14 protein-coding genes are annotated in these 12,651 nt (G+C 46.7%); 10 read left to right on the top strand and 4 right to left on the bottom strand.

Annotated elements, in window-relative coordinates; translation table 11 throughout:
* Nucleotides 1-11: 11 nt before the first annotated feature.
* Nucleotides 12-713 (bottom strand): iron-sulfur cluster assembly scaffold protein, encoded by a 702-nt coding sequence (locus CIK87_RS05430; protein WP_094386141.1) that lies wholly within the window; start codon nucleotides 711-713, stop codon nucleotides 12-14.
* 298 nt (nucleotides 714-1,011) lie between these two features.
* Here CIK87_RS05430 and CIK87_RS05425 point away from each other — a divergent pair, with 298 nt between their 5' ends.
* The 9 genes from CIK87_RS05425 (at nucleotide 1,012) to CIK87_RS05385 (ending at nucleotide 8,203) form a co-directional block, all read left to right on the top strand.
* Nucleotides 1,012-1,518 (top strand): DMP19 family protein, encoded by a 507-nt coding sequence (locus CIK87_RS05425; protein ID WP_094386139.1) that lies wholly within the window; start codon nucleotides 1,012-1,014, stop codon nucleotides 1,516-1,518.
* Between the two features lie 37 nt (nucleotides 1,519-1,555).
* Nucleotides 1,556-2,035: an SsrA-binding protein SmpB gene (smpB, locus tag CIK87_RS05420; RefSeq protein WP_022311122.1), complete on the top strand. Its 480-nt coding sequence runs from the start codon at nucleotides 1,556-1,558 to the stop codon at nucleotides 2,033-2,035.
* Nucleotides 2,036-2,088: 53 nt separating this feature from the next.
* Entirely contained in the window at nucleotides 2,089-4,857 is a 2,769-nt protein-coding gene (gene metH / locus CIK87_RS05415; RefSeq protein ID WP_094386137.1) for a methionine synthase, read from the top strand.
* Between the two features lie 61 nt (nucleotides 4,858-4,918).
* The gene (map, locus tag CIK87_RS05410) at nucleotides 4,919-5,779 is read left to right on the top strand and encodes a type I methionyl aminopeptidase (RefSeq protein ID WP_022311120.1); all 861 of its coding nucleotides are present in this window, start codon (nucleotides 4,919-4,921) and stop codon (nucleotides 5,777-5,779) included.
* Nucleotides 5,780-5,790: 11 nt separating this feature from the next.
* Nucleotides 5,791-6,816, top strand: coding sequence for a tRNA (adenosine(37)-N6)-threonylcarbamoyltransferase complex transferase subunit TsaD (gene tsaD / locus CIK87_RS05405; protein WP_094386134.1), 1,026 nt, complete (start codon nucleotides 5,791-5,793; stop codon nucleotides 6,814-6,816).
* A gap of 33 nt (nucleotides 6,817-6,849) precedes the next feature.
* The gene (locus CIK87_RS05400) at nucleotides 6,850-7,377 is read left to right on the top strand and encodes a CinA family protein (RefSeq protein ID WP_022311118.1); all 528 of its coding nucleotides are present in this window, start codon (nucleotides 6,850-6,852) and stop codon (nucleotides 7,375-7,377) included.
* A gap of 160 nt (nucleotides 7,378-7,537) precedes the next feature.
* Nucleotides 7,538-7,816: a 50S ribosomal protein L28 gene (gene rpmB, locus CIK87_RS05395; RefSeq protein WP_094386223.1), complete on the top strand. Its 279-nt coding sequence runs from the start codon at nucleotides 7,538-7,540 to the stop codon at nucleotides 7,814-7,816.
* Between the two features lie 24 nt (nucleotides 7,817-7,840).
* On the top strand, nucleotides 7,841-8,029 hold the full coding sequence (gene rpmG / locus CIK87_RS05390; RefSeq protein WP_004370497.1) for a 50S ribosomal protein L33: 189 nt from the start codon (nucleotides 7,841-7,843) through the stop codon (nucleotides 8,027-8,029).
* Nucleotides 8,030-8,044: 15 nt separating this feature from the next.
* Nucleotides 8,045-8,203 carry a DUF4295 domain-containing protein gene (locus CIK87_RS05385; protein ID WP_022311116.1) on the top strand — a complete coding sequence of 53 codons (159 nt, stop codon included), beginning with the start codon at nucleotides 8,045-8,047 and terminating at the stop codon, nucleotides 8,201-8,203.
* A gap of 597 nt (nucleotides 8,204-8,800) precedes the next feature.
* Here the strand turns inward: CIK87_RS05385 and CIK87_RS05380 are convergent.
* Genes CIK87_RS05380 through CIK87_RS05370 form a run of 3 tightly spaced genes read right to left on the bottom strand, consistent with a single transcriptional unit; the run spans nucleotide 8,801 to nucleotide 10,479 of the window.
* Nucleotides 8,801-9,250 (bottom strand): DUF4293 domain-containing protein, encoded by a 450-nt coding sequence (locus CIK87_RS05380; RefSeq protein WP_022311115.1) that lies wholly within the window; start codon nucleotides 9,248-9,250, stop codon nucleotides 8,801-8,803.
* Complete coding sequence (locus tag CIK87_RS05375) at nucleotides 9,250-9,582, bottom strand: DNA-directed RNA polymerase subunit omega (protein WP_022311114.1); 333 nt, start codon at nucleotides 9,580-9,582, stop codon at nucleotides 9,250-9,252. The genes CIK87_RS05380 and CIK87_RS05375 overlap by 1 nt, the downstream gene beginning before the upstream one ends.
* Before the next feature lie 36 nt (nucleotides 9,583-9,618).
* On the bottom strand, nucleotides 9,619-10,479 hold the full coding sequence (locus CIK87_RS05370) for an outer membrane protein assembly factor BamD (protein WP_094386220.1): 861 nt from the start codon (nucleotides 10,477-10,479) through the stop codon (nucleotides 9,619-9,621).
* A 125-nt stretch (nucleotides 10,480-10,604) separates the two neighbouring features.
* Between CIK87_RS05370 and uvrB the strand changes: the two genes are divergently transcribed.
* Nucleotides 10,605-12,629 (top strand): excinuclease ABC subunit UvrB, encoded by a 2,025-nt coding sequence (gene uvrB, locus CIK87_RS05365; protein ID WP_022311112.1) that lies wholly within the window; start codon nucleotides 10,605-10,607, stop codon nucleotides 12,627-12,629.
* The last annotated feature ends 22 nt before the right edge of the window (nucleotides 12,630-12,651 follow it).

The following is a 12,651-nucleotide window of genomic DNA, read 5'->3' as shown; positions in this document are numbered from 1 at the left end:
TGTGTATCTCCTTATTCTTTACGTGGATCAATTGATTTAACAACACCCTGCTCAGCAGTTGTACGACCGTAGCGGCCAGTGAACTTCTTCACAGCCTCGTTGGCGTCCATACCGTCCTTGATGGCTTCCATCATCTTGCCGAGGTGTACATATTCGTAACCGCATACCTGGCTGTCCTTGTCAAGGAACATCTTGGTGATGTAACCCTCGGTGAGCTCGAGATAGCGAGTACCCTTGGCAACGGTGCCATAGAGAGTACCAGTCTGTGAGCGCAGACCCTTGCCCAGGTCCTCGAGACCGGCACCGATAACGAGACCACCCTCAGAGAAGGCGCTCTGGCTGCGGCCATAGACAATCTGGAGGAAGAGCTCACGCATAGCTGTGTTGATGGCATCACAAACGAGGTCAGTGTTCAGAGCCTCGAGGATGGTCTTGCCAGGCAGAATCTCAGAAGCCATAGCAGCTGAGTGGGTCATACCAGTACAGCCGATGGTCTCAACGAGACATTCCTGGATAACGCCTTCCTTGATGTTCAGAGACAGCTTGCAAGCACCCTGCTGAGGAGCACACCATCCCACACCGTGAGTGTAACCTGAGATATCCTTAATCTCTTTGGCTTGAATCCATTTTCCCTCTTCGGGGATTGGAGCTGGTCCGTGGTTCGGGCCTTTGGCGACAACGCACATGTTGTCAACTTCCTTTGAATAAATCATGTTGTTCAAAAATAAATATAAAGTACTGTTACTTATTCACGCTTGTCAAGGGCGATACGTTGGTCACGGGCATCCCCTTTTTCAAGCGCAAAGTTATAAAAAACTAAACAAACTACCTAATAATGATGAGGGTTTTTTGTTCTGCCTCATGATTTTTTAGATACCTCAATGGCAAATGCTGCCGTTTTGTCATTCTGAGTTGGCAAACATGACCGCCGCAAGTCAAATCTCAAGGGCAAACACTATTTTCTTGTACCTTACATATTCTTTTTCCGTTTTTTTTGTCTAATTTTGCATCATTATGATAGTAAAAGTCAAAGACGCCGCTCTGGCCAAAGCTGCCGGCGAAGGCATGGATGAGTTTGTGCAGGTAATAGTGGATGCCACCTATGAGGCTATCGGTGGAGAACTTACAGCCGAGACAATGGGGATGCTCAATGCCGACCAGATTACGCTGCTGGCATATATTGCCATGCGCGAAGAAATGATGGATGGTGGCTTTGTCCAGCTTATCCACAACGGTTGGGGACACTTTATCTTCCACAATCCGTTTGACAAGGCTGTGCGTGGTTGGGGGTTGCCTGAACTGTGCAGTCTTATACGCCGTGCGCACAAACTCTATTCCAAGTATCATGAAGAGATAGAGCGTGAGTGTGACGACGACGAGTTTATGGCCATGTTTGAGCGCTTCCCCGAGTTTGACGACCTTGATGACAAGTTTGTTGAGGGCGAAGAGGGATTCACTTCTGCCATAGCCCACTATGTGGATGAGCATCTGGACCGTTTCTGCGAGATAGAGGCTTGACAGATGGTGGTAACGAGTAAGAAAGGAGAATGAAAAAATGAACAAACAAGAACAGGATATACGCAAGAAGAGCCCTGTGCAGATACGCAACAAGAAAGCCTCGTTTGAGTATTTCTTCGTTGATACCTATACGGCAGGCATGGTACTCACCGGTACGGAGATTAAGTCTATACGTGCCGGCAAGGCTTCGCTTGTCGATAGCTACTGTGTGATAGACCGTGGGGAAATATGGGTCAAGGGTATGAACATCAGCCCTTATTTCTATGGCTCTTTTTCCAATCACGAGGCTAAGGGTGACCGCAAACTTCTGCTCAAGAAGCGCGAGATACGTCATCTCGAGGCCGCTGCCAAGGATGTGGGTTTTACCATCGTCCCTATTTTGATTTTCATCGACGAGCACGGTAGAGCCAAGATGGATATCGCCCTTGCCCGAGGTAAGAAAGAGTTTGACAAACGCCAGACTCTCAAGGAAAAGGAAGACCGTCGGGAGATGGACCGTGTAAGAAAACATTTCTAATTGATTTTATTTGAGACAGGAGTAGGCCGAGGCGTATTCCTGTCAGATTGTTTATGGATATAAGACAACTTGTCAAGCAACGCATACTGATACTCGATGGTGCCATCGGCACGATGATACAAGGCTACGGTCTCTCGGAAGGCGACTTCCGCGGAAGGTTGGACTTGCGCGATGATGTACTGTATGTAGGCAACAATGATATGCTGTGTCTTACCCGTCCAGATATCGTGCAGGATATTCACCGGCGCTATCTTGAGGCTGGTGCAGACATGATAGAAACCAATACGTTCTCTTCGCAGCGTATATCCCAGGCCGATTACCACTTGGAGCATCTGTCGGGTGAGATGGCGTTGGCCGGTGCCCGGCTTGCCCGTGAGATGGCCGACCGCTATGCAACGGCAGAGCACCCTCGGTTTGTACTGGGCTCGATAGGTCCCACCAACCGCACGTGCTCGATGTCGCCGGATGTGGCTGACCCTGCTGCACGTGACCTTGACTATGACACACTGCTTGACGCCTATATGGAGCAAGTCGATGCCTTGGCTGAGGGTGGGGTAGACGCGTTTCTGATAGAGACAATATTTGACACCCTCAATGCCAAGGCGGCCATGGATGCTGCGGTGAGCGTGATGGAGCGCCGTGGCATAGAACTGCCCATCATGCTGAGTGTGACGGTGAGCGACCTGGCTGGTCGCACGCTGAGCGGACAGACGCTCGATGCCTTCTTGGCGAGCATCAGTTCGTATCCGGTATTTTCAGTCGGACTGAACTGCTCGTTTGGTCCATCTCAAATGAAACCGTATCTGGAGGAGCTCGCCCGCAAGTCACCTTATTATATATCTGCTTACCCCAATGCTGGTTTGCCCAACTCTATGGGACTATACGACGAGACTGCCGACACTATGGCTCCCAAGATAGGCGCTTTGATAGATGAAGGCATACTCAATATCGTCGGTGGCTGCTGTGGTACTGATGACCATTTTATCGCCCGCTATGTGGAACTTGCTCGTGGCAAGCAGCCCTATGTCCCCTGCGATAGAAGTGAATATCTGCAACTGAGTGGCCTGGAGCCGCTGGAGGTTCGGCAGGGTATGTTTGTCAATGTCGGCGAACGCTGCAATGTGGCTGGCTCTCGCAAGTTTCTCAGACTTGTCAAGGAGAAGAACTACGAAGAGGCGCTCACGATAGCCCGCCACCAGGTAAGTGACGGTGCTATGGTGGTAGACGTCAATATGGATGATGCCCTCCTTGATGCTGAAGCCGAGATGAGCCATTTCCTGCGGCTATTGGCATCGGAACCCGACGTGGCACGCGTTCCGGTGATGATTGACTCGTCGAAATGGAATGTCATCCTTGCTGGCCTCAAGTGTTGTCAGGGAAAGTCGGTGGTCAATTCCATCTCGCTGAAGGAAGGAGAGGATGTGTTTGTCAGCCACGCCAAGGATGTCAAGCGCTTCGGTGCAGCCGTGGTAGTCATGTGCTTCGACGAAGAGGGCCAGGCTACTACCTATGAGCGACGTATCGAGATAGCTCAGCGCGCTTATCACATTCTGACGGAGCAGGTGGGCATGAATGCGTGTGACATCATCTTTGACCCCAACATACTCTCGATAGCTACGGGGCTGGAAGAGCACGACCGATATGCTCTGGACTTCATCCGTGCTACCCGATGGATAAAGGAAAATCTGCCAGGAGCCCACGTAAGTGGCGGAGTGAGCAATCTGAGTTTCTCCTTCCGTGGCAACAACTATATCCGTGAAGCTATGCATGCCGTCTTCCTCTATCATGCCATTCAGGCTGGTATGGATTTTGGTATTGTCAATCCCTCTACGCGTATCACCTATCAGGATATCCCCGAAGACCATCTGCGTATTATAGAAGATGTAGTGCTCTGCCGCCGCAAGGGAGCTGCGGAAGACCTCATTGAACTGGCTGCCCGTCTGAAGCAGGAGCAGGATGCTCTCAAGGCCGGTGGCGCTTTGCCGTCAGCCAATGTGCAGCAAGAGGCTTGGCGAAAGGAACAGCTGGAAGCCCGTCTGCAATATGCACTGCGCAAGGGCATAGGCGATTATCTGGCTGAAGATTTGGCAGAAGCCCTTGAGAAATATCCACGGGCTGTGCAGATAATAGAGGGGCCGCTGATGGATGGAATGTCGGAGGTAGGCAGGCTGTTCGGTGAAGGCAAGATGTTTCTGCCACAGGTCGTGAAGACGGCACGTACAATGAAACAGGCTGTGTCTATACTCCAACCGCATATCGAAGCGGAACGTGACGAGAACCAGACATCGGCAGGGCGGGTAATCTTGGCTACTGTCAAGGGAGATGTACACGATATCGGCAAGAATATTGTTGGCGTGGTGATGGCGTGCAACAATTACGAAGTAATCGACCTCGGTGTGATGGTGCCTGCCGACCAGATAGTGAGCAAGGCTATCGAACTCAAGGCAGACATCATTGGCCTGTCGGGACTTATCACGCCGTCATTGGAAGAGATGGTCTGTGTGGCCCACGAGATGGAACGGGCGCACCTGGATATACCTATAATGATAGGCGGTGCTACCACCTCAGAGATGCATGTTGCCCTCAAGGTGGCTCCGGTCTATGACGGTCCGGTGGTGTGGATGAAGGATGCATCGCAAAACTCGCTCGCAGCTGCGCGTCTGCTTAATCGTGAAGAGCGTGAGGCGTATAAGGCGGAGCTGGACCATCGCTATGATGAACTTCGGAAGAGTTATCACGATGAGCAGCAGAGACTCTTGTCTATAGACGATGCACGGCGGCAAAAGTTGTCATTGTTCGACAGTCACAGTGATAAAAAATAGCCTTATCTTTGGCAGTTTCTTGATTTTGAAGTAATTTTGCAGTGATTTAATAACATAGGATATGTTTCATAAGAAAAGACGTTGGCACTGTCTGTCTGGACAGGAGCCTACTGAACTTGATAAAAAGGTAATGTATTGGGAGCAGAAAGGAAAGCTGGTGCCAACCCGCGATTTGATTAAGACTCCCGAACAGATAGAAGGCATACGCCGTAGCGGTGTGGTCAATACGGGCTGTCTTGACGAAGTGGCCCGCCAGATACATGCAGGTATGAATACGCAGGAAATTGACGATATCTGTATGCAGTATTGCAAGGACCACAATGCCATCCCAGCCTGTCTGGGCTATGAGGGCTTTCCCAAGAGCGTATGTACTTCAATCAATGAGGTTGTGTGTCATGGTATCCCTAAGGAGGAAGATGTCCTGGAAGAGGGGGATATTGTCAATGTCGATATGACAACTATTGTGGATGGCTATTATGCCGATGCTTCACGTATGTTTGTTATCGGTAAGACTACGCCTGAAAAGGAACGTCTCGTGCGTGTTGCCCGTGAGTGTCTCGAGGCAGGTATGGAGGCTGCCAAGCCTTATTGCTTTGTCGGGGATATAGGCCATGCAGTGCAGCGTCATGCCGAGAAAAATGGCTATAGCGTGGTGCGCGACTTGTGTGGACATGGTGTGGGCCTGAAATTCCATGAGGAGCCCGAGGTGGTGCATTATGGCCATCGCGGTCAGGGTATGTTGATTGTGCCTGGCATGGTGTTTACCATCGAGCCCATGATTAATATGGGAACCTATGAGGTGTTTATAGATGCGGATGATCCTTATGAGTGGGAGGTTATTACTGGTGACGAACTGCCCTCTGCACAATGGGAGCATACATTCGTAATGACAGAGAATGGCGTCGAGATACTTACTTATTAAATCTGCATGATATGAGCGATATATATATATTAGGTATAGAGTCTTCGTGTGATGATACCTCGGCAGCTGTGTTGCGCAACGGAGTGTTGCTGAGCAATGTCACCGCTTCGCAAGAGGTGCATCGAGCTTATGGAGGCGTGGTTCCTGAGTTGGCTTCGCGTGCCCATCAACAGAATATAGTCCCGGTTGTGGACCAAGCTCTTCACCGTGCTGGTATTACCAAGGAACAACTGTCAGCCATCGCGTTTACCCGTGGCCCAGGATTGATGGGGTCATTGTTGGTAGGTGTCAACTTCGCAAAGGGATTGTCACGTGCTTTGGATATACCTCTGATAGATGTCAACCATCTTCAGGGACATGTTATGGCTCATTTTATCAAGGAGAGCGATGATGATACCTCCTGTCCGCCGCTGCCATTCCTTTGTCTGTTGGTGTCAGGTGGTAACTCTCAGATTGTACTTGTCCGTGCCTACAATGATATGGAGGTATTGGGGCAAACTATCGATGATGCTGCTGGAGAGGCCATAGACAAATGCTCAAAGGTTATGGGTCTGGGTTATCCTGGAGGGCCTATAATCGACCGTCTCGCACGCCAAGGCAATCCCAAGGCATATCAGTTCTCCGAACCTCATATCCCTGGGCTGGACTATAGTTTCTCAGGTCTGAAAACATCGTTCTTATATAATCTGCGTAAATGGATAGAAGATGAGCCCGACTTTGTGGAAAATCATAAAGAGGATATTGCCGCCAGTCTCGAAGCTACAATCGTAGATATACTGATGATCAAACTGCGCAAGGCTGTACGGCAGACAGGCATAACCCATGTGGCTGTTGCTGGCGGCGTTTCTGCCAATACCGGTCTTCGCAATGCTTTTGAGGAACATGCCCGTCGTTTTGGTTGGACCATCTATATTCCTCGGTTCAGTTATACCACCGACAATGCTGCTATGATTGCCTGTGTCGGCACCTTCAAATATCGTGACCATGATTTTGCCGATATATCTCTGCCGGCTTTCAGTAAAGTGACGTTTGAGTAAGTATTGATTATCAACCCATAAATATAATATATAGTGGAATTAGAAAGCAAAATACTCAGCAAGGAAATACTGCAGTATCTCTATGCTGGAGGAAAGACACTGGGAACCGCCGAGAGTTGTACAGGTGGTCGTATTGCCCAAGTGATTATAGCGGTACCTGGTGCCAGTAATTATTTCAAAGGTGGTATCGTTTCATACAGCAATGACGTCAAGGAACGTCTGCTTCATGTCGATTCCAAATTGATAGAAGAACAGACAGCTGTGTGTCAAGGAGTGGCAGAAGCTATGGTCAAAGGGGCTTGCGATGCCTTGGAGTGTGATTATGCTATCGCTGCTACTGGTATCGCTGGTCCTGGTGGCGGCACTTCACAGATACCTGTAGGTACAATTTGGATTGGATATGGTTCTAAAGACGATGTGCGTACGCTCAAGATAGAAGAGGATAATGGTCGTGACATTAATATAGCCAAGGCAACCAATATTGCTTTGCGTCTTTTCCTCGACTATTATAAGGAGAAGAACCCCATCGTTGATGATGCGGATGCCGAAGAGGTAAAGTAAGCCCATGTCTATGAGTATCACCATCGTGGATGCAAAAACAATAAAAAACCTTAATTTTGAAAAAGTTTAGGGATTTATTTTGTTTATTCCGAAAAAAATTGTAATTTTGCACCCTGTTTGGAATAAGTATCTAATTAAGAATCAAAAATTAAGGATAGAAATGTCTAAGATTTGTCAAATCACAGGTAAGAAGGCACAGTTAGGTTGCAATGTGTCTCACTCAAAGCATCGCACAAAGCGCAGCTTTGACGTTAACCTTTTCAGCAAGAAGTTCTTCTATGTAGAGGAGAATTGCTGGATTAGCCTGAAGATTAGTGCCGCTGGTCTGCGCCTTATCAATAAGGTTGGACTTGACGCCGCTCTTAAGATGGCTGTACAGAATGGTTACTGCGACTGGAAAGATATCAAGGTAATCGCCGAGGGTAACAATGTAGATTAATTTTAAGGTTAGGAGATATAACAAATGGCAAAGAAAGCTAAAGGTAACAGAGTTCAAGTCATTCTCGAATGCACCGAGATGAAGAACAGTGGTCTGCCAGGAACAAGCCGTTACGTGACTACCAAGAACCGTAAGAATACTCCTGAGCGCCTTGAGTTGAAGAAGTATAATCCCATCCTGAAGAAGATGACTCTTCATAAGGAGATTAAGTAATAGGAGATTTAAGCAATGGCAAAAAAAGCGGTAGCTACCTTGCACGAAGGTTCAACTGACGGACGTGCATATACCAAGGTAATCAAGATGGTTAAGAGCCCCAAGACTGGTGCTTACGTTTTTGATGAGCGCATGGTTCCTAATGAGGATGTTAAAGCTTACTTCAAGGACTAATATCGGATAATTACGATAACAATATGGATAGAGCTGTAAGACAAGTTGCTTACAGCTCTTTTTTTGTCCCTAAGTTTCAGACGGATTGTTAGCGTATTCTTGTTATGCGTGGTGAATATAGTTGGTCGGTTTGGGGTTGCTAATCCGTTTTTTCGTTGATTGTTGGGTTATAGAGTGAAGGCTTTATGAATATGCTAATGATTGAAGATGTTGTAGACCATTCATGAGCAAACATGCTATCCGGAGGTAGATTGTGTATGTTTCCTCTTATACCGACTGTTGTTGTCGTTATTATAGGTACTTTTGGAGGCGCGCTGGTTGTTAGTTGCCTTCTTGTCTTTTGTGACATGCTCACGTAGTGTTTGATACGTGTCTACGTGATGTTTGATGCGTGCCTACGTGTCATTTGATACGGGCTTGCAATGTGGCTCAAGACAGCTCTGTGGCATAGTTGTGTTTATTGGTATGTGTCGTTGTGAGTCGTAGCAAGAGTGTGGTTAATCAATTTATCGGCTATTTAGCTGTCGCTTAGTGGCAATAAAAAAGGAGAATAATGTGACTTAATCTCCTTGATTGGGTTATATTTCAAATCGTCTTTTATCTTATTCTGTCTGCCGAACGCACAAGCCTTTCGTCATCCAAAATTCCTTTTCTTGCCAAAAGGTAGCAACCTATAGCGAGAGCGGGAAGCAGCGCAGTGATGTTGATATGGAATGTGCCCATTTTGCTGAATGTGGTTAGGATGGACATAGCATAATAGGCATACCATATTATATTAATGATCACAGCAACCATACACATCTTAGCCTGCTTCTTGCGTGTCTTGTACATGGCGATAGCCATAATTGCCACGGGATATGTGCATAGCATAATGGCGAACAAGGGCCATGAACAGTAGCTGATATTATCTCCTTTTACGAATAATGAATATATACTCATTTCTGTTCCCATACCTTGGGGTTCGATAGTGCCAAGGGGAAAGGTAGAGCAGATGACGGAGACAATAATGGCGAGAAGCAGAAATAATGTTTGTTTGCGTTGTAGCATTATTCGTCTTCCTTTTCTTGTGATGGATCACGCCAGTAGATATTGCCGTCAACAAACTCTTGTGTGGCGAGAAGTGTCGGCTTGGGTAATTTTTCATAGTAGCGTGATATTTCTATCTGCTCTCTGTTTTCAAACACCTCTTCCAGTGTGTCTGTATATGAAGCAAATTCTTGAAGTTTTTTATTCAAATCTTGTTTGATTTCTGCAGCAATCTGATTTGAACGCTTTGAGATGATAGCAACGCTCTCGTAGATGTTGCCAGTCTCTTCGCAAAGATCCATAATGTTGCGAGTTACGGTGTTAACCGGGGCTTTTGATTTCTTGTAATCCATTTCTAATTATTAAAAATATTAATAAGTCATTGTTTTTTATCTATCGAACGTTGGGATGTTTTCGTCGTTGATATGTGCCTTGATGTATTCCTTGCACTTTGCAATGTATTTCTCCGCAGTGGCACGCTCTTTTGAATCTGGGTATTCATTGATGAAACCATAGCATTCGTCTTCTGCATCTTGATAACGCTCAAGTTGCTTTGATGCCACGCTCTGCTGAGCCAACTCATATTTGCTTTTCATGAGCAAAGTGGCAAATTCTTCTCTGAGCTTGCTATAGGGATAATCTTTTAGTGCGTTTTGCGCCGTAATAATGCAAGCCTCGTAGTTGTTCTCACCAGGACCGCAATTTCCGAAATATGGACCGAGGTCATAATAAAGCTGGGCGTTATACAATTCTTTGCGAACCAATTTGTCCTGCAATTCAAAGAGGCGCTGCTGGGCGCTGGCTTTGTGCTTGGCGTCTGGATAAAGGTCGAGGTATTCCTGGAAAGAAGATATAGCTGAAACTGTTGCCGACTGGTCGAGTCGTGGTTCAGGTGTGCTTTCGTATAGGCTTTGACCTATATAAAACTCGGCATTCTCTGCAAAATCACCTTTGGGGTATGACGAGTAATAACGCTTGAAAGTGGCAGCCGCTCCTTCATAGTCTTTACTGTTGTATTGGGCCATCGCAAGCATATAAAGGCTTTCTTGCGCATTCTCAGTTCCCTTGAGTACTACTATCAAGTCGGTCAGCAAAGTTGTAGTGCGTGTCCACTTGCCTTTAGCAAAGCATTCTTTGGCATATTCGTACTTATATGGAACATTGTTGGTCGTGTAGACCTTGTTGAATTCGTTAGCGCATCCTGTAAAAAGGAGTGCTGCGATTATAGCAGCAAAATGTATTTTGTTCATAATCAAAAAATTGTCATGCAAAATTACAATTATTTCCTCTATGGGCAAAGTAAAAAATACAATTTTTAGGAAAAAAACTCTATTATTAGAGATAGTGGTGACATTTTTTATTTAATTTTGCAATTATGAATTATGATTTGGTATCAGATTATGCTCCCACGGGCGATCAGCCCCATGCGATAGAGCAACTTACTGAAGGTATAGACCGCGGTGACAAAGCCCAGGTTTTATTGGGTGTGACGGGATCGGGAAAGACCTTTACGATAGCCAATGTTATCAAGAATGTGAACAAGCCGACCCTGATATTAAGCCATAACAAGACTCTTGCAGCTCAATTGTATCAAGAGATGAAGGGTTTCTTTCCTCATAATGCCGTTGAATATTATGTCTCTTATTATGATTATTATCAGCCCGAAGCCTATCTTCCCTCCACTGATACTTATATCGAGAAAGACTTGGCTATCAACGAAAACATTGACAAACTTCGGCTGAGTGCAGTTAGTGCATTGCTCTCAGGAAGGCGCGACGTGGTGGTGGTGTCTTCCGTGTCGTGTATCTATGGTATGGGCGGACCTGCTTCCATGACCAACAGCATTGTTTCGGTGAAGCGCGGCGAGGTTAAGGACCGCAATGTCTTTTTGCGGCAGTTGGTGGATGCACTATATATTAGAAATGATGTTGATTTGGCGCGAGGTTCCTTTAGGGTAAAGGGTGATACGGTTGATGTGGCTATTGCCTATAGTGACAATATACTTCGCATCAGTTGGTGGGGAGATGAAATTGACAGCATCGAAGAACTCGACAGTGTAGACCTTCATCGGCTGGCTGACTTTGATGATTATCAGATATATCCAGCCAATATATTCGTTACATCCAAAGAGCAGGTGGATGGCGCTGTAAGGGCTATTCAGGACGATTTGGTCAAACAGATTGATTTCTTCACCCAAATTGGAGATGATATCAAAGCGCAGCGTATCAAAGAACGTGTCGAGTATGATATGGAAATGATCAAGGAACTGGGTCATTGCAGTGGAATTGAGAACTATTCCCGCTATTTTGATGGTCGTCAACCTGGCGACAAACCTTATTGCTTGCTTGACTTCTTTCCTTCAGACTATCTGATGGTTATCGATGAAAGTCATGTGACAGTTCCTCAAATCAATGCAATGTATGGAGGCGACAGAGCGCGCAAACAAAATCTGGTTGAATATGGCTTCCGCCTTCCTGCAGCTTTCGACAATCGTCCGTTGCGTTTTGAGGAGTTCCAAGAGATGACCAACCAGGTCATTTATGTCTCTGCTACCCCTGCTGATTATGAACTCATGGAGTCGGAGGGTGTTGTGGTCGAGCAGATAATACGTCCCACGGGGCTGTTGGACCCTGAAATTGAGGTCCGGCCGAGTGAGAACCAGATAGACGACCTGTTGGATGAAATCCTTACGCGCACCAATCGTCATGAGCGTGTACTCATCACTACCCTTACCAAGCGTATGGCAGAAGAACTTACCGAATATCTTCTGAATCATGATGTGCGTGCCAACTACATTCATAGCGACGTAGCTACTCTCGATCGTGTGCAGATCATGAACGACTTGCGTGCCGGTGTCTATGACGTGCTTGTTGGCGTCAATCTGCTGCGTGAAGGTCTGGATTTGCCAGAAGTCTCACTTGTTGCCATACTTGATGCCGACAAGGAGGGATTTCTGCGTAGCCACCGCTCCCTTACCCAGACGGCAGGGCGTGCCGCTCGTAATGTCAATGGCAAAGTGATAATGTATGCTGACCATATCACCGAGAGTATGCAGCGCACGATAGATGAAACTTCAAGACGGCGCTCTATACAGATGAAATATAATGAGGACCATAATATTAAACCACAACAGATAAAGAAAGAAATCAAGCAGACATTGTCCAAGGAAAAGGCTCAGACAACGCGGCCGACAATCACCTACAAACCATACGTGGAATCGGAAGAGCCAGCATTTGCGGCGGACCCAATTATCATAAAGATGACCAAGGAGCAGTTGGAAAAATGTATAGAACGCACAACTTCACTCATGAAAGAGGCTGCAGAACAGCTTGATTTCATTCAAGCCGCCCAGTATCGTGACGAGGTCATCCGCTTGCAGAAGGAATTGGAAGAAAAATGATATAGCAGTAGGTATAGAACTG

The organism is Prevotella sp. P5-64, from assembly GCF_002251285.1.
Taxonomy (GTDB): domain Bacteria; phylum Bacteroidota; class Bacteroidia; order Bacteroidales; family Bacteroidaceae; genus Prevotella.
The sequence above is the reverse complement of the archived record's forward strand: the minus strand, read 5'-3'. Positions and strand labels throughout refer to the sequence as shown.